Annotated in this window: 18 protein-coding genes; 9 read left to right on the top strand and 9 right to left on the bottom strand. The window is 54.3% G+C overall.

Going from position 1 to position 24626, the window contains the following annotated elements:
- Positions 1-8 precede the first annotated feature (8 nt).
- Complete coding sequence (metH, locus tag G9Q38_RS05650) at positions 9-3806, bottom strand: methionine synthase (RefSeq protein WP_166128695.1); 3798 nt, start codon at positions 3804-3806, stop codon at positions 9-11.
- A 369-nt stretch (positions 3807-4175) separates the two neighbouring features.
- Here metH and G9Q38_RS05645 point away from each other — a divergent pair, with 369 nt between their 5' ends.
- The 6 genes from G9Q38_RS05645 (at position 4176) to G9Q38_RS05620 (ending at position 10605) form a co-directional block, all read left to right on the top strand.
- A complete protein-coding gene (locus tag G9Q38_RS05645) occupies positions 4176-6011 on the top strand; it encodes a TonB-dependent receptor plug domain-containing protein (protein WP_166128693.1) in 1836 nt (611 codons plus the stop codon).
- Positions 5956-6855, top strand: coding sequence for a helical backbone metal receptor (locus tag G9Q38_RS05640; protein WP_166128690.1), 900 nt, complete (start codon positions 5956-5958; stop codon positions 6853-6855). The genes G9Q38_RS05645 and G9Q38_RS05640 overlap by 56 nt, the downstream gene beginning before the upstream one ends.
- Before the next feature lie 61 nt (positions 6856-6916).
- Positions 6917-7723, top strand: coding sequence for a thiazole synthase (locus tag G9Q38_RS05635; protein ID WP_166128688.1), 807 nt, complete (start codon positions 6917-6919; stop codon positions 7721-7723).
- Positions 7720-8550: a bifunctional hydroxymethylpyrimidine kinase/phosphomethylpyrimidine kinase gene (thiD, locus tag G9Q38_RS05630; protein ID WP_166128685.1), complete on the top strand. Its 831-nt coding sequence runs from the start codon at positions 7720-7722 to the stop codon at positions 8548-8550. Before G9Q38_RS05635 ends, thiD begins: the two co-directional genes overlap by 4 nt.
- Positions 8551-8587: 37 nt before the next feature.
- Positions 8588-9268 (top strand): protein-L-isoaspartate O-methyltransferase family protein, encoded by a 681-nt coding sequence (locus tag G9Q38_RS05625; protein ID WP_114421378.1) that lies wholly within the window; start codon positions 8588-8590, stop codon positions 9266-9268.
- Between the two features lie 5 nt (positions 9269-9273).
- Positions 9274-10605, top strand: a complete 1332-nt coding sequence (locus G9Q38_RS05620; protein ID WP_166128682.1) for a TolC family outer membrane protein — start codon at positions 9274-9276, stop codon at positions 10603-10605.
- 14 nt (positions 10606-10619) lie between these two features.
- On the opposite strand, the gene rfaE2 is transcribed toward G9Q38_RS05620, so the two are convergent.
- From rfaE2 to ubiE, 6 genes are all read right to left on the bottom strand, one after another.
- Positions 10620-11114, bottom strand: a complete 495-nt coding sequence (gene rfaE2, locus G9Q38_RS05615) for a D-glycero-beta-D-manno-heptose 1-phosphate adenylyltransferase (RefSeq protein WP_166128679.1) — start codon at positions 11112-11114, stop codon at positions 10620-10622.
- A 4-nt stretch (positions 11115-11118) separates the two neighbouring features.
- The gene (locus G9Q38_RS05610) at positions 11119-11973 is read right to left on the bottom strand and encodes a ferritin family protein (RefSeq protein ID WP_119441276.1); all 855 of its coding nucleotides are present in this window, start codon (positions 11971-11973) and stop codon (positions 11119-11121) included.
- 117 nt (positions 11974-12090) lie between these two features.
- A complete protein-coding gene (gene ubiB / locus G9Q38_RS05605; protein ID WP_166128676.1) occupies positions 12091-13647 on the bottom strand; it encodes a ubiquinone biosynthesis regulatory protein kinase UbiB in 1557 nt (518 codons plus the stop codon).
- Entirely contained in the window at positions 13644-14285 is a 642-nt protein-coding gene (locus G9Q38_RS05600; protein ID WP_166128674.1) for a ubiquinone biosynthesis accessory factor UbiJ, read from the bottom strand. The genes ubiB and G9Q38_RS05600 overlap by 4 nt, the downstream gene beginning before the upstream one ends.
- Before the next feature lie 155 nt (positions 14286-14440).
- Positions 14441-15406 carry a Tim44 domain-containing protein gene (locus G9Q38_RS05595; protein ID WP_166128671.1) on the bottom strand — a complete coding sequence of 322 codons (966 nt, stop codon included), beginning with the start codon at positions 15404-15406 and terminating at the stop codon, positions 14441-14443.
- A 122-nt stretch (positions 15407-15528) separates the two neighbouring features.
- On the bottom strand, positions 15529-16293 hold the full coding sequence (gene ubiE / locus G9Q38_RS05590; RefSeq protein ID WP_166128668.1) for a bifunctional demethylmenaquinone methyltransferase/2-methoxy-6-polyprenyl-1,4-benzoquinol methylase UbiE: 765 nt from the start codon (positions 16291-16293) through the stop codon (positions 15529-15531).
- Between the two features lie 155 nt (positions 16294-16448).
- Here ubiE and phoB point away from each other — a divergent pair, with 155 nt between their 5' ends.
- Positions 16449-17153, top strand: coding sequence for a phosphate regulon transcriptional regulator PhoB (gene phoB / locus G9Q38_RS05585; RefSeq protein WP_166128664.1), 705 nt, complete (start codon positions 16449-16451; stop codon positions 17151-17153).
- A 45-nt stretch (positions 17154-17198) separates the two neighbouring features.
- A complete protein-coding gene (gene phoR, locus G9Q38_RS05580; RefSeq protein ID WP_166128661.1) occupies positions 17199-18500 on the top strand; it encodes a phosphate regulon sensor histidine kinase PhoR in 1302 nt (433 codons plus the stop codon).
- A 26-nt stretch (positions 18501-18526) separates the two neighbouring features.
- Here the strand turns inward: phoR and G9Q38_RS05575 are convergent, their stop codons facing one another.
- Complete coding sequence (locus tag G9Q38_RS05575; RefSeq protein WP_166128658.1) at positions 18527-22468, bottom strand: DUF3683 domain-containing protein; 3942 nt, start codon at positions 22466-22468, stop codon at positions 18527-18529.
- A 69-nt stretch (positions 22469-22537) separates the two neighbouring features.
- The gene (locus tag G9Q38_RS05570) at positions 22538-23029 is read right to left on the bottom strand and encodes a YqaA family protein (protein WP_166128656.1); all 492 of its coding nucleotides are present in this window, start codon (positions 23027-23029) and stop codon (positions 22538-22540) included.
- A gap of 88 nt (positions 23030-23117) precedes the next feature.
- On the opposite strand from G9Q38_RS05570, the gene ilvA reads away from it, so the two are divergent.
- On the top strand, positions 23118-24626 hold the full coding sequence (gene ilvA / locus G9Q38_RS05565; protein WP_166128653.1) for a threonine ammonia-lyase, biosynthetic: 1509 nt from the start codon (positions 23118-23120) through the stop codon (positions 24624-24626).

Below are 24626 nucleotides of genomic sequence, written 5' to 3'. Positions count from 1 at the left end.
GACAGCGCCTAGGTGGTTGCCACGCTGGGTTTGAACCCCAACACACTGGCCAGGGTACGCCGCACATCATCTGCACTCCGACCGCTGCGTTGCACATAATCGTTGAACTGGTCTTCGCCGATATTACCCACATTAAAATATTGCGACTGCGGATGGCTTAAGTAAAAGCCCGACACACTGGAAGCGGGATACATCGCAAAACTATCCGTCAATTCCATGCCAATACTCTGCGCTTGCAAAACCTGGAACATATCCCGCTTTACAACGTGCTCAGGGCAGGCCGGGTAACCAGGCGCCGGCCGAATACCCTGATACTTCTCGGCAATCAAAGACGGGTTGTCAAGCGCTTCATCGGGCACATAGCCCCACAAATCGGTACGCACCCGCGCATGCAAGCATTCCGCAAAACCTTCCGCGAAACGATCGGCCAGGGCTTTGAGCATAATGACTGAATAATCGTCGTTATCGTTCTGGAACATCTGCTCGTACTTTTCAATGCCCAAACCACCGGTAACGGCAAACAAACCAATATAGTCTTTCACTCCAGATGATTTGGGGGCAATGTAATCGGCCAGACATTTATTATCGACGCCTTCCCGTTTTACCCCCTGCTGGCGCAGGTTTCGCCAAGTGAACAGTACCTTGGAACGCGTGTCATCGGTATAGACCTCAATATCTTCGCCGTGTACCGTGTTGGCCGGATAAAAGGCGACGACCCCATTGGCCGTGAGCCAGCGGCCATCGATAATCTTGCGCAACATGGCCTGCCCTTCTTCAAAGAGCTTACGCGCCTGATCACCCACGATTTTGTCATCCAGAATGGCGGGATATTGCCCAAACAGACTCCAAGTCTGAAAGAACGGCGTCCAGTCGATATAACGCGCAATCTCTGCAAGATCATAATGTTTGAATTCACGGCGTCCAATGAACTTGGGCTTGGGCGGCGTGTAGGTAGACCAATCGATGTCAGGCCGATTGTTGCGCGCTTCCTTTAACGAAACCAGCGGCGTTTCCTTGCGCTTGGCATGGCGCTCCCGAACCTGCTCATACTCCTTGGCCAAAGCATCAAGATAGGCTTGCGACTGTTCGGACACCAGTTGTGTGGCGACACCCACGGAACGGCTGGCATCGGGCACGTAAATTACCGGGCCGTCATAGTTTGGCGCAATTTTCACGGCGGTATGCACGCGGCTGGTGGTGGCGCCCCCTACCAGCAAGGGTGTTTTACGCTCTTTAAAATAAGGGTCACGCTGCATTTCCGAAGCCACATACGCCATTTCCTCCAGGCTGGGCGTAATTAAGCCCGATAGCCCGACAATGTCGGCGTTCTCTTCCTTGGCTTTGGCCAGAATTTCGGCGCAGGGAACCATCACCCCCATGTTCACCACTTCAAAGTTATTACATTGAAGTACGACGGTCACGATGTTCTTGCCGATGTCGTGAACATCACCCTTTACGGTCGCAATGACGATTTTGCCTTTGGCACGGACATCGCCGCCGGCGGCTTGAATCTGACGCTTTTCCTCTTCAATAAAGGGAATCAAGTGCGCAACGGCCTGTTTCATAACGCGCGCCGACTTGACCACCTGGGGCAAGAACATTTTGCCGGAACCGAACAGGTCGCCCACGACATTCATGCCATCCATCAGCGGCCCTTCAATAACCTGAATCGGGCGTCCACCCTGATCGGCAATTTTCTGACGAACCTCTTCCGTATCCTCGACAATAAACGTGGTAATGCCATGGACCAAAGCGTGAATCAGGCGCTCCTCAACCGATTGATCGCGCCAGGCCAGATCCTCTTCTCGTTTCGTACCAGCGCCCTTGACCGTTTCGGCAAACACCACCAAACGTTCCGTGGGCGTCAGTTCATCCGCTTCGTCTGCGCGCGCTACCGGGGGGTTGCGATCCAGCACCACGTCTTCAATCAGGTCGAGCAATTTCTTATCAATATCCTGATACACGCCCAACTGACCGGCATTCACAATACCCATGGTCAGACCTTCCTGAATCGCGTAGTACAAGAACACCGTATGAATCGCTTCGCGCACAGGCTCGTTACCACGGAACGAAAAGCTCACGTTCGAAATGCCGCCCGATACGCGCGCATGGGGTAAGTTCTGGGTAATCCAGCGCGTACCTTCAATAAAGTCGACTGCATAATGATTGTGTTCATCAATGCCGGTGGCTATGGCAAATACGTTTGGATCAAAAATAATGTCTTCCGGCGGGAAGCCCACTTCTTCAACCAGCAACTTATAAGCTTTGCCACAAATATCAATACGACGCTGCAGTGTATCGGCCTGACCTTTTTCATCAAAGGCCATGACGACCACCGCCGCACCGTACTTGCGGCACAAACGCGCCTGCTCAAGAAACGGCTCAACCCCTTCCTTCATGGAGATGGAGTTCACCACCGCCTTGCCCTGCACACATTGCAAGCCCGCTTCGATCACGCTCCATTTGGAGCTGTCGATCATAATAGGCACACGGGAAATATCCGGCTCCGACGCCACCATATTCAGGAATCGGCGCATGCAGGCAGCCGAATCCAGCATGGCTTCGTCCATATTAATGTCGATAATCTGGGCGCCGCTTTCCACCTGCTGACGCGCTACCGACAAGGCTTCCTCGTAGTTCTCTTCGCGAATCAGGCGCAAAAACTTTTTGCTGCCCGTTACGTTGGTGCGCTCGCCTACATTGATGAACAACGAGTCGCCATCGAAGTTCAACGGTTCCAGACCCGACAGGCGCGTTTTAACGGGAATTTCCGGAACCTGCCGAACCGGCAGACTGGCTACTTTTTCCACAATGGCCTGAATATGCTCGGGCGTAGTGCCGCAACATCCGCCCACCATGTTCACCAAACCGGCAGTCGCAAACTCCTGCAGCAGCGAAGAGGTGTCTTCCGGGGTCTCGTCAAAGCCCGTTTCTGCCATCGGGTTGGGTAAACCGGCATTCGGGTAAACACACACATAGGTGTCGCAAATTTTAGCCAGCTCGGCCACATAGGGGCGCATTAACGCCGCGCCCAAGGCACAGTTCAAACCAATGGTGACGGGCCGCGCATGGCGTACCGAGTTCCAGAACGCCTCCACCGTTTGCCCCGAAAGAATACGCCCCGAAGCATCGGTAACAGTACCGGAGATCATCACGGGCAGGCGCACACCTCGCGCTTCAAACACCGACTCCACAGCAAAAATAGCCGCCTTGGCGTTCAACGTATCGAAGATGGTCTCGATAAGTACGATGTCGATGCCACCATCCAGCAACCCGTTCAACTGCTCGGTGTATGTCTCGCGCAACTCTTCGAACGTGACATTGCGTGCTGCAGGGTCGTTGACATCAGGCGAAATGGAGGCGGTTTTAGGCTGCGGCCCCAAAGCACCTGCAACGAAACGGGGGCGCCCGGATGTGCTGAATTCATCGCACGCCTGGCGTGCCAGCTTGGCCGCCGCCACGTTCATCTCATAAGCAAGCTCGGGTAAACCGTAATCACCCTGCGCAACCGATGTTGCACCAAATGTATTGGTTTCAATAACATCGGCACCGGCCGCCAGATACTGGCGATGAATTTCCGACACCAAATCCGGTCGAACCAAACACAAAAGCTCGTTATTTCCCTTCAGGTCTTTTCCATGCGCCACAAAACGCTCGCCCCGGAAATCAGCCTCGGACAACTTATAGCGCTGAATCATGGTGCCCACGGCGCCGTCAAGCACCAAAATGCGATCCGCCAATAATTCAACGAATCGACGACCATGAGTGTAAGTATTCAAGGGATAGGGCAAATTGGGATATGACACGCGAACAGGCCTGAAACAATAAAGAACTTAAGGGATAAACCCTTTATTGTAGCCCGTATATATCTTTTACCCTTTGGCTGTGCTAAAGTTTTGGCCCTGTCAGAGGTGCTTTCGGTTATCGGCAAAAAGCAGTGTTATCAACATTGTCGCCATTTCTGCGAAAGTTAAACGGGAAACAGAACACACATGTCACACAGGGCTGCATCAATTCAGCCCTGTGTGGCACGGTATAAACTGTGCTGCCCCCGCAACGGTACTCATGCAACGCATGCCAGCCCGACACCGGCCCCTGTCGAACCGGCGCACGCCTTTTAGCGTGTTTTATTGTCAATAACGTGCGGGGACGCGCGTTATCTCGCAGGTCTTATCATGAATACCATCCGTTTGCAGCGCCGCCTTTTGGCTCCGGCGCTTTTCATTCCTTTTATCGCCCTAGCGCAAACTCCCTCCTCGCTTGATCCTATTGTTGTCACCGCCAGTCGTGTTGCGCAACTTGAGTCGGAAACATTGGGCGACGTTTCTGTCGTACCAAATGAAAAGCTTCGTGAAGCCGGACAACAGAGCCTGGCGGAAATCCTCGCGCAGGAGCCCGGCATCGCGTTCTATAACAGTGGCGGGCCCCAAAACACCACCGGCCTGTTCCTAAGAGGCAACGATGCGAGCCATACGCTGGTTCTAATCGACGGCGTACGCATTAACAGTTCGAATTACGGTGGCGTTAACTGGAATGCTATCGACCCCGCAACGATTGAGCGCGTTGAAATTCTACGCGGCGCGGCCAGCAGCCTTTACGGCTCGGATGCCATCGGTGGCGTGGTGAACATCATTACCCGAAAGCCGGCTGAAGACGAACCACTTAAGGCCTACGCCAATGCGGGTTACGGCAGCCACAATACATTTAAGTCGGGCGCGGGGTTCTCCGGCGCGGCAGACGGCTGGAACTACAACCTGTCGACCGCGGTCGCGCGCAGTTCCGGGTTCGATGCAACCCAAGACTATGCCTCCGACGCCTACCCGGACAAAGACGGCTACCGGCAGAATAGCGTAGCGGGGGCGCTGGGGTACAGATGGCGGCAAGGCCAGCGCTTCGATTTCTCGTTGTACAACGGGTACATAAACGGTGACTTCGATGCCGGCCAATCACACCCGGCCATTAGCCAGACACGGCAGCAGGCATACACCCTTTCAAGCACGAACCAACTAACGGATTTTTGGGAAAGCGTGCTGCGCTTCGGTTACGCCAAGGAAGACGGTATAAGCTACAGCGGCAACTTCGCACCCTACGAATTCGGCTCACTAACACGCACCTACACCTGGCAGAACAACCTGGCCCTGGACCCTGATCACAGTGTCAGTATGTTGCTCGAACGCATCGAGGAACGACCATCGGGCAGCATGACTTTTCTTTCAAATCGTCGCAATACACAGGCAACCGGCCTGGTATATCGAGGCCGGTTCGGAAAGCATCGTATTCAGGCAAGCGTGCGCAATGACCACATTAGCGATTACGGCAGCCATGCCACCGGCGGGTTTGCATACGAACTTGCTCTGACCAAGGCATGGCAAGTGGGTCTGGCTGCCAACACCGGTTTTCAGGCACCCAGTTTCAACGACCTTTACGCTCCGGGCTGGGGCGGCTTCCCGCCGCAATCCAATCCGAACCTGAAACCGGAAAAGTCACGCAACATTGAAGCGCACATTCAATATCGACAAAATGGCATCGAACTTGGTCTGGTTGCCTACCAGAACAAAGTAGACAATCTCATTGTGTCAACGCCGCGCCGACTTGAGAATGTCGATTCCGCCACCTTGCGCGGCATTACCGCAACCGCAGCGTACCAATGGGATCACACCCGGATGAGTGCGGCCGCCGACTTTCTAAACCCCTACGATGACAGCACTGGGGAACGCCTCATCCGTCGTGCACGCCAAACCTACCGACTAAACGCGGAACACCGTATCGAGCAATGGACGCTTGGCGTCGAATTCCTTTACGTTGGCCAACGCTACGATGAAACCTTTTCTCAGGGCCGTGTTCATTTAGGCGGGTACAGCTTATGGAATCTGACCGCGAACGCAACGCTCACCAAAAACCTGTCGGCACAGGTGCGCTGGAACAACATTACCAATAAGGACTATACCGATGTGTATGGCTACGCGAATCCGGGCTCGACTGTATTCGTTAATTTGGCCTGGAAAATGTAAACCGCGCGGCGTACACCGGCGCCTGCTGTTACTCACTCTGGGGCTACTGCCTGTCTGGGCCTGGGCGCAAGCCTCGGCCCCAGAATCGGCGCAGCGTATCGTTAGCCTGGCGCCCCATATCACCGAACTCGTGTTTGCAGCAGGCGCCGGGAATCGTTTGATAGGAACCGTTCAAAGTAGCGACTTCCCTAAAGACGTTGAAACCTTGCGCCGCGTCGGCGACGGCTTGCATATCGACCCGGAGACGCTGATTTCCCTGCAACCCGACCTTGTTTTGGGCTGGCAGGCCGGCGCAACACAAGCTGTCGCGCCGATCCTGAAAACACTGGGCATCCCCCTTGTTCATATCAACCCAAAATCGGTTCAAGACATTCCGGACGCCATCGAAAAAATTGGCCGGCTGACGGACAACAACGTTTCCGCCGGGGCTGCGGCCGAATCAATCAGAGAGCGGCTGACACACCTCAAGCAACAGGCGCCGACGCAACCCGTATCTATTGTGCTGGAAATCAACCCGGCTCCACTTTACGTCGTTGGAAACGACCCGCTGCTGAACAACGCATTGCAATATTGCAATGCAACCAATCATTTCGCCGATGTTCCACAAGCAGCGCCGCTGATTGGGCTGGAGAACCTGCTGGCCAATCAACCCGACTTCATCGTCATTCGGAGCGAATCAAACCGACTAATGAAGGAACGTACTGAGTTTCTGGCCGCTAAGGGCGTACAGGCGGCGCGGCAGGGAAAAATAATCGGAATCGACCCCGACCTGCTATTCCGCCCGGGCCCCCGCCTGGTCGATGCACTTGAACAACTCTGCGCCCAGCTACAAGACCAACGATAAAAAGCATTGAGCCTATACAATAAGCAGTATTCCTCATTGGTATTTCAAGAAGCTTTTATTCATGACAGCAAAAGACGCATTCTCGCTTGCCGGTAAAACCTACGCTTCACGTTTACTCGTGGGTACCGGAAAATACAAAGATTTTCAGGAAACTCAACAAGCCATTGAAGCCAGTGGCGCAGAAATTGTTACGGTAGCGATTCGCCGCACCAATATCGGCCAAAACGCAAACGAACCCAATTTGCTTGATTTTCTTCCGCCGTCGCAATACACCATTTTGCCCAACACCGCGGGTTGCTTTACCGCCGACGACGCCGTACGCACATTACGGCTGGCCCGTGAACTCCTTGACGGCCACACACTCGTGAAACTCGAGGTACTGGGCAGTGCCGACAACCTGTTTCCCAATATGCCCGAAACACTGAAAGCGGCCAAGACACTGGTCGACGACGGATTCGACGTGATGGTGTATTGCACCGACGACCCAATTCAGTGTCGCATGCTCGAAGACATGGGCTGCATCGCGGTCATGCCGCTGGCCTCGCTCATTGGGTCGGGCATGGGCATTCTGAACCCATGGAATCTGCGCCTGATTATCGATCAGGCCCAAGTGCCCGTCCTGGTCGATGCCGGTGTCGGCACCGCTTCCGACGCAGCGGTGGCAATGGAGCTGGGATGCGATGCCGTCCTGATGAACACCGCTATTGCGGGCGCGCAGAACCCGATATTAATGGCCGGCGCTATGAAAAAAGCCGTACAGGCCGGCCGTGAAGCGTTCCTGGCCGGGCGCATGCCGCGCAAGCTATACAGCGCCGACCCCAGTTCACCCACCGAAGGTCTGATTCAGTCCCGGAAACCCAAATCATGATCCCCAATGCCTTATCCATTGCCGGTGTCGACCCCTCCGGAGGCGCCGGCATTCTGGCCGACATTAAAGCCATGAGCGCATTGGGCGCATACGGCACTGCTGTGGTTGCCGCTCTAACGGCACAAAATACGCGTGGCGTAACCGGCATTGCGCCCGTGCCCCCTGAGTTCGTAGCGCAACAAATCGACACGCTGTTTACCGACGTGCATATCGATGCGGTGAAAATCGGCATGCTGGGTCAACAGGCCGTTACGCGTGTGGTAGCCGAACGTTTAATGCACTGGCGCCCCGCCCACATTGTGCTTGACCCGGTCATGATCGCCAAAAGCGGCGATCAGCTCCTTGAAAAAGCGGCCATCAATGAGCTGCGTGAAAGCCTCATGCCCGTGGCAACGGTCATCACGCCCAACTTGCCGGAGGCAGGTGTCCTTCTGGAGATGTCCCCCGTTGATAACCTGAAAGAGATGCGCCGGGTCGCGGAAAAACTACGTCGCCTGTTAAACGACAATGGCGAGCGTTGGGTCTTCCTGAAAGGCGGGCACCTGCCGGGCAATGATCCGACTGATATTCTGCACAACGGCGACCAACTTTTCGAACTGCCGGGCGAGCGCATCCATACCCGCAATACCCACGGTACAGGATGCACGCTTTCCGCCGCCCTCGCCGCCCTGTTGCCACAATCGGCCAATTTGCCCGAAGCCGCGCGTAAAGCAAAAGCGTATTTGCAAGAAGCCATTCGCCACGCCGACGAATTACAGGTTGGCGAAGGTCATGGACCGGTACACCACTTCCATGCCTGGTGGCAACCCGGTCGCCGGCCTGAATGAGTACAATATATTCAACTTCAAACTCGTTATTAACGTTATGAACGCTACCGGACTTTCCGACACCGAACGTGCCCGCTTCAACATGGTGGAGCAGCAAATCCGACCATGGAACGTATTCGACCCACGCCTTTTGCAAGCATTGTTCGACGTTCGAAGAGAGCGTTATGTCCCGGCAGGTATGCAGGCATTGGCCTTCTCCGATGTCGAACTCCCCCTTGTCATCAATGCCATTAACTCGCATGAAACCATGCTTACGCCTAAAGTTGAGGCGCGCTTAACCCAGGAGCTACTCCTTGAGCCCGGTGACTGTGTGTTAGAAATCGGCACGGGATCCGGCTATCAGGCAGCGCTATTGGGTCAATTGTCCCAGCAGGTAACCAGTGTGGAAATCGACAGCCGCATCGCCGGTTTTGCAGTTGAAAACCTGCAACGCGAACAGGTCGGCAATGTAAACGTGGAAGTCGGCGACGCGCATAGCGGCTGGGGCACAGCGGAATATGATGCCATTCTGCTTACCGGCTCGGTGCCGGTGGTTCCCGACGCCCTTAAATACCAACTCTGTATCGGGGGCCGCATGGTCGTGGTAGTGGGCACAACCCCCATCATGACCGTGTACCGTATCACCCGCACCAGCGCCGCAAGCTTCGACACGGAAGCTCTTTTCGACACCGTCATCAAACCATTAAAGGGTACGTCGGTGTCCCAATTCAAGTTCTGACACTCATGGCAACGGGTCGGCTACGGTCTTTCGGGCTTTTTTTTGTACTGAACGCCCTGCTATTACCGTTTGCCGGCGCCCAAACTCAAGATCTATTGCAGGTATGGACAAAAGCCCTTGAGCGCGACCCAATTCTTGCGGCAGCCGAAGCCAACCGGGCTGCGCAATCGGAAAAAACACCCCAGGCCCGTGCCCTGCTTCTGCCTTATATTACGGCCAGCACGGGCGTTGAGGCAGACGATATTCGTTCCACGTCGTTAAACCAGAGCAGCGCCGACAACCGGGCCGTTTGGGCGCTAACGCTGACGCAACCTATTATCGACGTGGGTTTATGGGATACCTACCGCGCTTCGGAATACATTGCGCAATCAGCCACGTTGGCTGTACAGCAAGCATGGCAAGACCTTACATTACGCGTTACTCAAGCCTACTTTAATGTACTGGCGGCGCAAGACACGCTGAAAAGCCTGGATGCGCAAAAGCAAGCCATTATGAATCAACTGGATGCCGCCAAACGCGGGTTTGAATTGGGCAGCGCCACCATCGCTGATACCTATGAGGCCCAGGCCCGGCTGGACCTCATCAACGCCGGCGAAGTTCAAGCTTTTAACGCGCTGCAACTGGCGCAAGATGCCCTTGCAAGCATTATTAGCGAACGCCCCGCAGAGCTGGCCCGCCTTCAAAGCACAGTATCACTTCCCCCTCCCCAACCTGCCCGCCTTGACGACTGGACGACCCAGGCCGCCCAGGCAAGCCTCGAGGTTGCACAGGCTGAATTAAGCACGCGGCTGGCGGAAAAGCAAATTCATATTGCCCAGAGTGAACACTACCCCACTGTCGATTTCTACGCGCAGTCGGGCAGCAGCAGCGACAGAGGCACATTCGGCCCGCGGGCCGGTCCACGTTCAGTGGAAACGACAGTCGGCGTACAGCTTTCAATTCCACTGTTTGCCGGGGGCGGGATCTCGTCGAGAGTGCGCGAACAAACCTCTCTATTACAAAAAGCGCGCTACGAGCTGGAGTCAACGCGCCGCCAGGCCGTACAGGCTACCCAGGCGTTCTTTTCGGGTGTGGTATCGGGTCTTGCCCGTGTGTCGGCTCTGCAGGCAGCTGAGGCTTCCAGCCGGGCCTCTCTTGAGGCCAACCAAACGGGCTACGAAGTGGGGGTTCGCGTGAACATTGACGTTTTGAATGCGCAACAGCAATTGTATGAAACGCAACGCGCCCTGGCCGACGCCCGTTATGCCACATTACTGAACGGCCTGCGCCTGAAAGCGGCCGGCGGCATTCTAACCGCCGACGACATCATTGCAATCAATAATCTGTTGGCGCCGTAAACTGTATTAGCAGCTTATTGGCCTGACGCGGCGCGTATTTTTTTAACCAGCTTTGTGGTTGAGCGCTGAAACTCGAACGGAATGGCAACCGCACTGCCTCCCCAGCTCTCAACTAATTCCGTTTCAGGCAAAGTGGCCATGTTGTAGTCGCCCCCCTTCACTATAACGTCGGGCCTCAACAACTGAATTAATTGATATGGCGTGTCTTCATCAAAATACGTTACATAAGACACCGATGCCAGCGCCGCCAAAACAGCAGCACGGTCTTCCTGTGAGTTCAACGGGCGATCATCTCCTTTTCCCAAACGCCTTACCGATTCATCCGTGTTTACCGCGACGATCAGCGTTGCGCCCAAAGCAGCAGCAGCGTCGAGATAAGTTACATGGCCACGATGCAAAATATCGAATACACCGTTGGTAAACACCAGCGGCCGCGCGAAGCGGCCGCTTGAGGCTGCTGCCTCGCAAGCGTTGCGAGACAACACTTTCTTTTCAAAACCCGCGTGCATGGGCTTAAGCCACCACTGCGGTGCCGCGAATGAGCTCTTTGCGATAACGATTGAGGTCTTGAACCGTTTTGAAAGATGAGTTCATTAATAAAGACAAATTATGCAAAATGCGGGCGCTGACTTTGCCTTCCCAGTCTTTGTCGAACCGGATCTGGTTATCGAGCCATTGCTCCAGCCAACCGGGGGAAGGAAGTTTCGACTGCACCGTATCTTCAGGATAAAGCGCTTTGTTAACGTGTAAATTTGTAGGATGCAAAGCTTGCGGAGTACGGTGAGCGGACGCCATTAGCACGCCGATTTTGGAAAACGCCATGCGCGCCTGATCGCCCAACTCCTGCCCCTTCTGATTCAACGCCCTTTTCATATAACGCAAATAGGCACCGGCATGACGGGCTTCGTCGTGAGCGATGGTCTGATAAATAGCCTTGATAACCGGCTCGGTATGCCAATCTGAAGCGCACCGATACCAATGATTCAAACGAATTTCGCCACAAAAATGCAGCATAAGCGTTTCCATTGCCGGCGCAGGGTCAAACTCGAAGCGCACCTTGTGCAATTCTTCTTCGGTGGGCATGAGGTCGGGACGGAACCGGCGCAAATACTCGATCAGGACAAGCGAATGCTTTTGCTCTTCAAAAAACCAGATCGACATAAACGCCGAGAAATCGCTGTCATCACGGTTGTCGCGCAAAAACATTTCCGTAGCGGGCAGTGCCGCCCACTCGGTAATGGCGTTCATCTTGATTGTGTACGCCTGCTCGTCGGAGAGTTTGCTTCCGTCAAAATCATCCCACGGAATATCGGTGGCCATATTCCAGCGTACCGCCTCCATTGATTTGAATAGTTCAGGGTAAAGCATAGACATCTCACTTAAGATAACAACACACAACGACAAAAGCCAATTATTTAATGATACAGCCTTGATATATCAGCAATATTTCAACATTCGCCGAACTAGATAGAGTACACAGAAATACTACTTTCCCGCAATGGCCCAAATGGCCACCCCAATAGCCACCGCCAATACCGCAACAAGGGCGGAAACCAGCCGGTTATTCTGCTCTTGTGCTTTCCTGAGGCGCTGAATCTCTACCTGCAGGCCTGGCAGGGAATCCGGTCGCGACAAATTGCTATAGACCAAGCGGGGCAGTTGCGGCAACATTTGCGACCATTGCCCAGCCTCCTGATCGAGACGCTGCTTAAAACCTTTATAGCCTACGCGTTCACGCATCCAGTTTTCCAGATACGGCTTGGCGGTTTTCCAAAGATCGAGATCGGGGTCAAGTTCACGGCCCATGCCCTCAACATTCAGCAGGGTTTTCTGCAATAAAACCAACTGGGGCTGAATCTCAACATTGAAACGGCGCGACGTTTGAAATAGACGAAGCAACACCTGGCCCAGGGAAATTTGCGACAAAGGTCGATCAAAGTAGGGCTCACACACGGCTCTAACAGCGCCTTCCAGCTCTTCTTCCCGCGTGTTTGACGGCACCCACCCAGATTCAATATGCAACTGGGCAACGCGGCGGTAATCGCGATGGAAAAAAGCCAGGAAATTTTGCGCCAGATAATTTTTATCATGCTCCGACAACGAGCCCACGATGCCAAAGTCGAGCGCAATATAACGCCCCAGCGTTTCGGGCGCATCAGAGACATAAATATTGCCCGGATGCATATCGGCATGAAAAAAACCGTCGGAAAAAACCTGGGTGAAAAATATTTCCACCCCCGTACGGGCTAAATCCTTTATATCGATACCAGCTTCGCGCAACCGCCCAATCTGACTAACCGGAATGCCGCGCATTCGCTCCATGGTGAAGACAGTGGTTGTGGTGTACTCCCAGATAACCTCGGGAACAGTCAGTAAACTCTGCCGACCTGTTTCCGGGCCAAAGTTACGACGCAACTGGCTGCAATTCGACGCCTCACGCACCAAATCCAACTCATCATGCAGATATTTGTCGAACTCGGCCACCACTTCACGAGGTTTCAGACGACGACTATCCGGCGCCATCTTCTGCACCAGGCCGGCCAGTGCCCGCATTAACGTTAAATCTTTTTCAATGATACGCAACATGCCCGGCCGCAAGACCTTCACCGCGACGTCTCGGCCATCGTGCAACACCGCAAAATGCACCTGGGCAATGGATGCCGACGCCACCGGATCTTTGTCGAACTGCCGGAACAGTTCATTGGGCGACTGCCCTAGCGCCACGCGAACACATTCAGCGGCCTGGTCGGACGGAAATGGCGGGACACGATCTTGCAGCTTGGCTAATTCCTCGGCAATATCCAGCGGAATTAAATCGCGTCGGGTGGAAAGAACCTGCCCGAACTTAACAAAAATCGGACCCAACGACTCAAGCGCCAGGCGCAAACGCACGCCTCGATCGGTTCGGGGGGGGCGCCCAAAGCGGACAATGCGAAGCATAAAAACCGCAACGGGATGCTTGATGCTGGATAAAACCAATTCATCGAGCCTGAACCGCAGGGATATTAAAATAATACGGACAAGACGGAAAAACGTCATCATCTTCCGCCCCCATTTCGGTTGGAACGCACATGCGTTTCGAGTGCACCTACTTTTTCGTCCAAACGATCCAGTCGGACCTGCAAATCGCTTAATTGCGCCGACCACGCTTCATGTGTATGCCGCCCAAGCAGAACCTGACGCTCTTCAATAAGGTATTCAACCATATTCCCGGCAAAACGCCCACTGGATCGCTGCGCAGCCGCCAGAATAGAACGGAAGCCGGCGTTTACACGTACCGCCGCAGCATCACCCACAAAACGCGCAAGATCTTCTTCAGGATCCCAGCGCAGGGTGCGCGCCAGCTCGGCCACAACCGTCGCCAGGCCTGCATCCCCTTCCACATGCAAAAAATGAGCGACCTCGTCGGTGTTGCCCTGCCGCACGGCCTGCAAAACCTGGCCCAATTGGTGACTGGTGAGCGTTAAAGTAACTTGCGGTTGGGACTCGCGCGAAGCAGCCTCAACCAAACCACCCGCAACCACCGTTAAGCATACCGACTGCGCGCCAATATAAAAACGAATCGTTTTTCCTTCATGCCGGGCCAAACGCTCGGCAGCCCATTGCTCACGCCCCAACAAGCCATTGAGTATTTTGGCGAAAACCCTGGCCGGCGCCAGAAAATCAGGAATAGGCAGCATGATGGATATGCGCAGCACCTACGCATAGAAAAATATCTTGGAACAGCCGTAAGTGTACCGGTTTTAGGGACAACGCGACGCCGCCAACAAAAAGCCGGGCACGGTTGTTAAACAACCGCCGCCCGGCCGGAAGACGACATGCAACAAACCTGCGGTTAACCTTTATTCGAAGACAGTTGCTGAAGCCCCGCCAGCAACCAGCCCGAGCCGTTTGCTTTGTACAGGTTCCATACTTCCTCAATGCGAACCGCTTCCGCACCGGGTTCTTCACGCAACATGCCCGAATACCGTACGCTGGCCAAATGGCCATCGGAAAGAGCTTCAATACCCAGCAGCTCCGCATTCAGCAGCAGAACCTCGGTATGTTGTGACAGACCCTCACGCGCTTGCATCTGGGGTCGGAATTCCGCAACCATATCGTCGGTAAGATATTCAGACAACCCATCGATGTTGCCTTCATCCCACAGGCGCTGGACTTCCAGGAACTGTTTCTTGGCATTTGCCAGAAAGGCGCCCGTATCGAAATCATCAGGAATGAACCAACTACCTTGATCGGCAGTTGACAACGTTCCCGGCACATCGGTTGCTGCAACAGGCGCCATAGAGGGCGCCTCTGGTTGTGCCGATGGCGTGCTCCAAACCTCATGAGACCCTTGCTGGTTGTTGCGCTGCATGCCCGCACTTTGCGTAGCGGGGCCGGAAACAGCGCCACGCAAACGGCGCACAATAAACATGATGGCAAAAGCCAGCAGACCAATGAGAATCAGGCTGGACATGAACTCAAGAAATGCGCCCGACAACCCCATGTGCGAAAGCAGTGCCGCAATACCCAAGCCCGCTGCGATACCCGCTATTGGCCCCAAGAAACGTGACATACCTGAACGTGCAGCAGCCCCACCCGCAGCGGCTGTAGACGCCGCGGTATTTTGCGAAGCGCTACGCTGTGTTGTAGTGGACGGAGTAGCCGCCTGACGTTGCTGCGTAACATTGGTGGACTGACGGCCAAAACTTGCGCCTCCACCAAATCGACGTGCTTCTGCATCGAAGGAAATAGACACCATAGCAAAGGTGCTGAAAGCCAGGAGCACACCCGCAAAGTAGCGAGACAAGCGACTAGACATATTTGTAAAGCTCCAGTGAACGATCAATTGATCGATGGTTGTAAGACAACAACCTTAATCTTACTAGAACCTGAACACAAGCTCAACAAAAATGCATCGGCAATCCAAAAACCAGTGCAGCGTCAGCCCAGATTCACGCCTTCGTGCAAGGCAACCAGACCGGCGGTTAAATTGAAATAACGCACGCGATCGAACCCGACATCGCGCATCATTTGCGCCAGGGTTTCCTGATCGGGGTGCATACGAATAGATTCGGCCAGATAACGATAGCTTTCTTCGTCTTTGGCAACATTTTTGCCAAGCCAGGGAAGGATATTAAATGAATACCAATCGTACGCCGGCGCCAAAGGCTTGGCGACACGCGAAAACTCAAGCACCAATAACTTACCGCCGGGCTTCAGCACGCGACGCATTTCCGCCAACGCAATTTCTTTATGTGTCATGTTGCGCAAACCAAATGCTACCGTAATGCGATCAAAATAAGCATCGGGAAACGGCAGCTTTTCAGCGTCGCACACGGCAACCGGTGTAATCAGGCCTTTATCAACCAGACGATCACGACCTACGCGCAGCATGGAGTCATTGATATCGGTTAACCAAACCTCACCCGAGGCCCCAACCTTGCGCGCGAATGCTTTGGCCAGATCCCCCGTTCCCCCTGCGATATCAAGCACTTTCATGCCGGGACGGACATTGGCCCGGGCGATGGTGAAAGCTTTCCAGGCTCGATGCAAACCCGCTGACATAAGATCATTCATAACGTCGTAACGCTGCGCAACGGAATGAAAAACCTGAGCGACTTTGGCGGCTTTTTCAGCCTCATCGACTGTTTTATAGCCAAAGTGCGTTTGACGCCCTGAGGGAGGAGAAGAAGGAGTACGATTCATAGCGCGTATCGTACTCCAACTCACGATGCCCCGCCAGCCAACACGCCGGTTTCAGCAGCTTGCCGCCAATTTGGACAACCGTCACGAATTTTTCACAAACCTGTAACAATCAAGCCATAATATGGCAGGGTCCTTACCTTTAACCCAAAACTGCCATGAACACCACTATTCTCGTCGTTGAAGATGAACCCGCGATTCAGGAGCTAATCGCTGTAAACCTGTCATTTGCCGGTCACAAGGTACTGCGCGCATTCGATGCGGAACAAGCACAAACGCTCATCCGTGCCGAACTACCCGATTTGATTTTGCTCGATTGGATGCTGCCCGGCGCCTCAGGCATCACTCTGGCAAAACAACTGAGATCCGACGAAAGAACGCGCCAAGTCCCCGTGATTATGCTCACTGCGAAAGGGGCGGAGAACGATAAAATAGAAGGCCTGGAGGCCGGCGCCGACGACTACATCACCAAGCCCTTCTCACCCAAAGAGCTCATGGCGCGCATCAAAGCCGTGTTGCGTCGCCGCGCTCCCCAGCTCACCGATGACATTATCCAAATCGGCACACTGGTTCTCGACCCCTCCACCCACCGGGTCAGCGGAAACGGCACCGCTCTATCGATTGGCCCCACTGAGTTTCGCTTGCTACACTTTTTCATGACGCACACGGAACGCGTTTTTTCCCGTTCACAATTGCTCGATCAGGTATGGGGTGATCACGTCTTTGTCGAAGAGCGCACCGTCGACGTTCATATTCGTCGGCTACGTAAAGCGCTCGAGCCCAGCGGTCACGAAAACCATATTGAAACCGTACGCGGCGCGGGCTATCGATTTGCCGCCCGTTTACCCAGTGCAACGCCTTAAACCGTACCTAATTGAACAACCTAAGCAGCATCAAGGCCTCTTATCATGCAGAAAACCCTGATCTCACTCGGCGCCTGGATACTGCTTGGCTGGGCGGTGGGTGAATGGATTAATCCAACAACAGGGTGGTTCGTTTTAACGGCAGGTCTGCTCGGCATGATTCTGGTGAGTGGGGCGCAGCTTTCTCAAATTCGCAAATGGGTTCTTCATATTCATACACCCCCACCCCCGTCGGTCGGTCCGTGGGACGAAATTCTGGCGCCCATCTACCGGCAACTGCGTAAAGACCGTCTGGAAATCGAAGAACTAAACCGACACGTTGCGGGCATTATGCTTGCCGCCGAGGCCTTGCCCGATGGAGCCATTACGTTAAACGAAGAGATGCTGGTAACCTGGTGCAACAAAACCGCTACCGAACACACCGGGCTGAACCTTGAAACTGACCGCGGCTTCAGTATTTTCAACATTTTGCGCGCGCCCGAATTTCATGAGTACGCCCAGCAATCGAAGTGGCCTGAACCCCTGTTGCTTCACTTGGTTCGCAACGACCAAAATCGCGCCATATTAGTTCAGCTCACGCCCTACGGTATTGGCCAGTATCTGATCGTGACGCGTGATGTCACACAACTGGAAAAGCTCGAGACCACTCGCAAAGACTTTGTGGCAAATGTTTCACATGAACTGCGCACCCCCCTAACAGTTTTGGTCGGTTTTCTGGAAACGCTGCAATCCATTCCCGCTGAACACATTGAACCTGAACAGCGCGAACACTACCTGACTTTAATGATCGACCAGGCCCAACGCATGCAAGCCATTGTGGCCGACTTGCTCACATTATCAACGCTGGAGTCATCCCCTTCCGTGTCGGGAGAGCCCGTTAATATGGCCGAAATCATTCACACGGCTTTGAATCAGGCGCGCATCTTATCTAAAGACCAGCACGTATTTGTGGAGAACATCGCGGATGACTTATACATACAAGGTAATGCATCGGAACTTGCCTCGGCGGTAAGCAATTTGCTCACCAATGCAGTTCGCTATACCCCTAAAGACGGCACCATTACGGTAAGTTGGTATTTAACTGAAAGCGGACGCGCACATTACTCGGTACAAGACACGGGCATTGGCGTTGCCGCGCAAGACATACCACGCTTAACCGAACGTTTTTATCGGGTCGATCGCGGCCGCTCGCGCGCTACCGGCGGCACAGGTCTGGGTTTGGCTATTACAAAGCATGTCGCCATGCGTCATAACGCCGAACTTACCATTAATAGCCGACTGGGCGCCGGCAGCTTGTTTACGTTGGCTTTTCCGCCTTCCCGGCTTGTCGTGCCCGGTAACCAATAGCACGACAATCGATAACGGGAAACGGCTTATACCAGCACCCGCTCTATTCCACCGGCATTCGCTGCTTTCACATAGTCTTCAAGCCAGGATTGGCCCAACACGTGACGTGCCATCTCGACCACGATGTAATCGGCTTCCATACCGGTGTCACCTTCATAGCGCGACAAACCCTGCAGACACGAAGGACAGGAAGTCAGCATTTTCACATTGCCATCGTAACCATCGGCACGAATCTGGCCTGTGTTTTTCAATAGCTCTTCCTGTTTGCGGAAACGCACTTGAGTTGATACGTCGGGCCGCGATACGGCCAACGTGCCCGACTCGCCACAACAACGATCGGTTTTGATTGTGTCAGTCCCCACAAGTGACTTCACCGTCTTCATAGGGTCTTGCAGCTTCATGGGTGAGTGACAGGGATCGTGATACATATAACGCATACCCGTCACGCCTTCGAGTTTGATATCTTTTTCAAGCAAGTACTCGTGAATATCAATTAAACGGCACCCAGGAAAAATCTTTTCAAATTCGTAGCCGGCCAGTTGGTCGTAACAAGTACCACAACTCACAACGACCGTTTTAATGTCGAGGTAGTTTAATGTGTTGGCCACACGGTGAAACAGCACACGGTTGTCGGTGATGATTTTATCGGCCTTGTCGTACATGCCATTGCCGCGCTGCGGATAACCGCAACACAAGTAACCCGGCGGCAAAACGGTTTGTACACCGGCATGCCACAACATGGCCTGGGTGGCCAAACCAACCTGCGAAAACAGGCGCTCGGACCCGCAACCCGGAAAATAAAACACGGCTTCCGAATCAACGTGCGTTGAGCTGGGGTTGCGAATAATAGGCACGTAGTTAGCGTCTTCAATATCGAGCAGCTTGCGTGCGGTTTGCTTGGGTAGCCCACCCGGCATTTTCTTGTTCACGAAATGCACAACCTGCTCTTTAATGGGGGCTTTACCAATAGTGGCGGGCGGTTGCTGCGTTTGGCGGCGCGCCGGCACGCTAAACAAGTCGGCGGCAAAACGCTGCGCCTTGTAGCCGATGTCGACCATGGCCGTGCGCGTTGCCTTGATCACGCGTGGATCTTTTGCATTCAGGAAGAACATGGCCGCCGTCGTGCCGGGATTAAACGACTTCTTGCCCATTCGACGCAACAAGGCGCGCATATCCATGGACACATTGCCGAAATCAATATCAACCGGGCACGGGTTATAGCACTTGTGGCATACGGTGCAATGGTCACCCACATCTTCAAACTCGGACCAATGCTTCAAGCTAATGCCCCGCCGCGTTTGCTCTTCATAAAGGAAGGCCTCGATAAGCAACGAGGTGGCCAGAATTTTGTTGCGAGGCGAATACAACAAATTGGCGCGCGGCACATGGGTGGCGCAAACGGGTTTGCACTTACCGCAACGCAAACAATCTTTAATGGCGGTGGAAATGGCGCCGATCTCGCTTTGCTGCATAATCAGCGACTCATGGCCCAACAGGTTGAAGCTAGGTGTCCAGGCATGGCGCAAATCGGCGCCTGGCATGAGCTTACCGGCGTTAAACCGGCCCTGCGGGTCAATCTGCCGTTTGTAATCCTGGAACGGCTGTAGTTCTTCAGGCGTAAGAAACTCGTATTTGGTCAGGCCAATGCCGTGCTCACCGGAAATAACGCCATCCAGACTGCGGGCAATTTTCATAATGCGCGCCACCGTTTCATTAGCCTCGCGCATCATTTCGTAATTGTCGGAGTTAACCGGAATATTGGTATGCACGTTGCCGTCACCCGCATGCATGTGCAACGCAACGAACACACGCCCTTTCAATACCTCATCGTGAATCGACTGAATTTTGGCTAACACCGCCGCACAGGCAGAACCGGCAAAGATGCGCTCCATGTGGCTGCGTACCTCGGCTTTCCACGAAACACGAATGGTGCGATCTTGCATCACGTCGAACACGCGCGCCTCGGGCTGCGTATCCAGGCGTTCTCGAAGCGCGGGCACCAAGCTTTCCAAACCCAATGCCGGAATTTGCGACAACGCTTGCGACAAAGGCATGTCGAGGTTTTCAAGCAACCATACCCAACGCCGACGGGTTTCGGTTAACACCTCCAATGCAGCCTCGGTTCGCTCGCGCAACACCCCGGCGCGCATCATTTCAGCCTCTTCTGCGTCCTCGGTCTTACCCACAGGCAGAGCTTCGCTGCCAAAAAACTGCTCAAGCTGGTCGAGCAAACGCAACTTGTTGCGCGTGGAAAGCTCGATATTGATTCGCTCAATAGCATCGGTGTACTCACCCATGCGGTTCAATGGGATCACGACATCTTCGTTGATCTTGAATGCGTTTGTATGGCGCGCAATGGCTGCGGTACGGGCACGGTCGAGCCAGAACTTCTTACGTGCTTCTGCGCTTACCGCGACAAACCCTTCCCCGTGGCGCGAATTGGCCAGCCGCACAACCTCACTGGCAGCGGCTGCGACGGCGTTGGGGTCATCGCCCACAATGTCGCCTATAAGCACCATTTTCGGGAAGCCGCCGCGCTTGCTTTTGGTGGCATAACCCACCGCACGCAAATAACGTTCATCCAGATGCTCTAACCCAGCCAGCAACGCACCTTGCAGCTTGCCTTCACCATCCAGGTATTGCTTGATTTCCACAATTGACGGAATAGCATCACGCGCCTGGCCGAAAAACTCCATGCACACCGTGCGCGTTTCACCAGGCATACGGTGCAACACCCAGCGGGCCGACGTAATAAGACCATCGCAACCTTCTTTTTGCACCCCCGGCAAACCGGCCAGAAATTTGTCGGTGACGTCTTTACCCAAACCTTCCTTGCGAAACTTGCGCCCTTCTATGCGCAACGTTTCCGACTTCAACAAACGCTCGCCCGGCGCACGGCTACCGTCGAACCATTTGATGTCGAACTGGACATCTTCGACATCGTGGATTTTGCCCATATTGTGGTTTACACGCGTGACTTCAAGCCAATTGCCTTGCGGGTCGACCATGCGCCACCATGCAAGGTTATCAAGCGCCGTACCCCAAAGCACGGCCTTCTTGCCCCCCGCATTCATAGCCACATTACCGCCCACACACGAGGCATCGGCCGACGTGGGGTCAACAGCAAACACCAGGCCGGCCTCATCGGCGGCATCGGCTACCCGGCGGGTTACCACACCTGCCCCGGCCAACACAGTGGCAACCGGCTGCTCAAGACCCGGCAGCGTCATATGCTCAACCGCTTCCAGCTTGTCGAGTTTTTCGGTATTGATCACCACCGAGCGCCAGGTAAGCGGAATGGCGCCGCCCGTATAACCCGTGCCGCCCCCACGCGGAATAATGGTGAGTTCCAGTTCGATACAGGCGCGCACCAGCGGCGCCATCTCGGCCTCGGTATCGGGTGTTAAAACCACAAATGGGTACTCAACACGCCAGTCGGTTGCGTCGGTAACATGCGAAACGCGCGACAGCCCGTCGAACTTGATATTGTCGCGCGCGGTTACCTTGGCCAGGCGCTTCATGACCTTTTTGCGCAATGCCCGTGTTTGCTCGAACTCAAGCTGGAAAGCGCTCACGGCGCCACGCGCCGCCTGCAGCAATAACACAACTTTGTTATCGCGTTCGGGGTCACCCGCGTCGCGACGCTTGTCAATTTCACCCAGTCGGTGCGTCATGGCTTCTACCAGCATCGCAAGGCGTTTGGGGTTATCGAGCAAGTCGTCCTGCAAATACGGGTTGCGCTTCACTACCCAGATATCACCCAGCACTTCGAACAACATTCTGGCCGAACGACCGGTTTTACGCTCTCCGCGCAGATCGGTTAACCAAGACCAGGCCTCTTCACCCAACAATCGAGAAACAATCTCGCGATCGGAAAAAGAAGTGTAGTTGTATGGAATTTCACGTAGACGCGGTGCGTCGTTTGACGGCAAATTCGCAAGCAATTGGCTGGCAATAGGGGCGTTCATGGAGTCGCTGTCAAAAAAAAGATTTGGGTAATCCCTCAGTTTACTGCATCGGTCAAGCACACAAGGCGCTTAAACCCCTGAAGAAGCCCATAAAAACGCCCAGGCCACCAATAAATACCGCAGAAACTTCCCAAATGCGATGAAAAACAAGCATGGCCAGAAAGGTAAACGCATCCCGCCGGCCACCGCACAAAGTGGGTCGCCTATTACCGGCAACCAGGAAAAAAACAGCGCCAGCGGGCCAAAGCGTCGAACATAGCCCTGCGCAACACCCCGCCAACGTCCAGTACTTTCACCGAAGTAACGTACGGCCCAGACTACCCCCATACCCATGGCGTAACTCACCACGCCACCTAAAGTGTTACCCAGCGTGGCCAACGCCAGCGCCGGCCAGACGTTGCCAGGCTGGAGCTGCAAATAGGCCATCAAAACAGGCTCGGAGCCCAGCGGCAACAGGGTTGACGCCAAAAAACTTATAACGAACACCGCGCTTAAACCAACTTCGGGCATGGCCAGAAAAGCCAGTAGATCAGAAACCATCGCGCCCCATTGCCCTTGCATATTTCCTGTCCTTTGTCTGTGTAAGAAGCATGCGCTGTGGTAACCTAAATCCCTTTATCAAGCCCCTTTTCTAGCGCTCAATCGCATCATGTCAACCGACTATCTCAAACGCATTCTCACATCCAAAGTCTACGATGTCGCCATTGAATCACCCCTGGAATATGCGCCCCAGATTTCCGCGCGTACCCAGAACAATTTCTTTCTAAAGCGCGAAGATGCACAGGAAGTCTTCAGCTTCAAGCTAAGGGGTGCTTATAACAAAATGGCGCACCTTAGCAAAGCCGAATTAAAGCGTGGCGTTATTGCAGCCTCGGCGGGCAACCATGCACAAGGGGTGGCGCTGTCTGCACGAAAGCTGGGGTGCCGCGCGGTTATCGTCATGCCTACCACCACCCCTCAGGTGAAAGTCCGGGCGGTCGAGGCATTCGGCGGCGAAACGGTGTTGGTCGGCAACAGTTATTCCGATGCTTTCCTTCACGCCAAAGAGCTCGAGAAGAAAGAACGTCTTACATTTGTGCACCCGTTCGACGACCCCGACGTCATTGCCGGCCAAGGCACGGTAGGCATGGAGATCCTGCGTCAACACCCGGGCCGTATCGATGCCATTTTCTGCGCCATCGGCGGAGGTGGGCTCGTATCCGGGGTGGCGGCTTACGTAAAACAACTGCGCCCGGATATTAAAGTGATTGGTGTCCAAACCGAAGACTCCAACGCCATGATTCGTAGCGTTAAAGCGGGCAGACGCATTGAATTGCACGACGTAGGCCTTTTTTCCGACGGCACGGCAGTCAAGAAAGTCGGTGCAGAAACCTTCCGCTTGACGCGCGAGTGGGTCGACGACTTCGTGACGGTTGACACCGATGCCATTTGCGCAGCCATTAAAGACGTTTTCCAGGATACCCGCAGCGTGCTCGAACCATCGGGCGCTTTGGCTATTGCCGGCGCCAAGCGCTACGCGGCTTTAAACAAGTGGAAAAACAAAACGCTGGTCGCCGTCGCCAGCGGCGCCAACATGAACTTCGATCGTCTGCGTTTTGTGGCCGATCGGGCCGACGTCGGCGAGGCACGCGAAGCACTTTTGGCACTCACCATTCCCGAACAACGCGGCAGTTTCCTGAAGCTTTGCGAAGCGATCGGCGCGCGTAGCGTTACCGAGTTCAACTACCGTATTTCCGACGCTAAAAACGCCCACGTTTTTGTCGGCCTCCAAATCAGCTCACCCTCGGAAGGTGAAAAGCTGGCCAACATGTTCAGTCGCAAAGGCTTTGAAGCCCTTGACCTGACCCACAACGAAATGGCCAAAACCCATTTGCGTTTTATGGTGGGGGGGCGCTCCGACCTGGCGGAACATGAGCTTCTTTACCGCTTCGAGTTCCCGGAACGACCAGGCGCCTTGATGCGATTTTTAAGCTCAATGAGCCCCGAGTGGAACATCAGCCTGTTTCATTATCGAAACCAAGGCGATGACTACGGCCGTATCCTGGTAGGGCTGCAAGTTCCCCCAGCCGACAAAAAAGCGTTCAAAGCGTTTCTTGAAACCCTGGGTTACCCATATTGGAACGAAACCGACAATCCCGCCTACCAGTTATTCTTGTAA

This window comes from Pusillimonas sp. DMV24BSW_D (genome assembly GCF_011388195.1).
Classification (GTDB): Bacteria; Pseudomonadota; Gammaproteobacteria; order Burkholderiales; family Burkholderiaceae_B; genus Neopusillimonas; species Neopusillimonas aestuarii.
The sequence above is the reverse complement of the archived record's forward strand: the minus strand, read 5'-3'. Positions and strand labels throughout refer to the sequence as shown.

Coding starts and splice junctions, on each gene's coding strand:
- G9Q38_RS05645 (WP_166128693.1), top strand. CDS start 4,176: ATGAATACCATCCGTTTGCAGCGCCGCCTTTTGGCTCCGGCGCTTTTC.
- G9Q38_RS05640 (WP_166128690.1), top strand. CDS start 5,956: ATGGCTACGCGAATCCGGGCTCGACTGTATTCGTTAATTTGGCCTGGA.
- G9Q38_RS05635 (WP_166128688.1), top strand. CDS start 6,917: ATGACAGCAAAAGACGCATTCTCGCTTGCCGGTAAAACCTACGCTTCA.
- thiD (WP_166128685.1), top strand. CDS start 7,720: ATGATCCCCAATGCCTTATCCATTGCCGGTGTCGACCCCTCCGGAGGC.
- G9Q38_RS05625 (WP_114421378.1), top strand. CDS start 8,588: ATGAACGCTACCGGACTTTCCGACACCGAACGTGCCCGCTTCAACATG.
- G9Q38_RS05620 (WP_166128682.1), top strand. CDS start 9,274: ATGGCAACGGGTCGGCTACGGTCTTTCGGGCTTTTTTTTGTACTGAAC.
- rfaE2 (WP_166128679.1), bottom strand. CDS start 11,114: ATGCACGCGGGTTTTGAAAAGAAAGTGTTGTCTCGCAACGCTTGCGAG.
- G9Q38_RS05610 (WP_119441276.1), bottom strand. CDS start 11,973: ATGCTTTACCCTGAACTATTCAAATCAATGGAGGCGGTACGCTGGAAT.
- ubiB (WP_166128676.1), bottom strand. CDS start 13,647: ATGATGACGTTTTTCCGTCTTGTCCGTATTATTTTAATATCCCTGCGG.
- G9Q38_RS05600 (WP_166128674.1), bottom strand. CDS start 14,285: ATGCTGCCTATTCCTGATTTTCTGGCGCCGGCCAGGGTTTTCGCCAAA.
- G9Q38_RS05595 (WP_166128671.1), bottom strand. CDS start 15,406: ATGTCTAGTCGCTTGTCTCGCTACTTTGCGGGTGTGCTCCTGGCTTTC.
- ubiE (WP_166128668.1), bottom strand. CDS start 16,293: ATGAATCGTACTCCTTCTTCTCCTCCCTCAGGGCGTCAAACGCACTTT.
- phoB (WP_166128664.1), top strand. CDS start 16,449: ATGAACACCACTATTCTCGTCGTTGAAGATGAACCCGCGATTCAGGAG.
- phoR (WP_166128661.1), top strand. CDS start 17,199: ATGCAGAAAACCCTGATCTCACTCGGCGCCTGGATACTGCTTGGCTGG.
- G9Q38_RS05575 (WP_166128658.1), bottom strand. CDS start 22,468: ATGAACGCCCCTATTGCCAGCCAATTGCTTGCGAATTTGCCGTCAAAC.
- G9Q38_RS05570 (WP_166128656.1), bottom strand. CDS start 23,029: ATGCAAGGGCAATGGGGCGCGATGGTTTCTGATCTACTGGCTTTTCTG.
- ilvA (WP_166128653.1), top strand. CDS start 23,118: ATGTCAACCGACTATCTCAAACGCATTCTCACATCCAAAGTCTACGAT.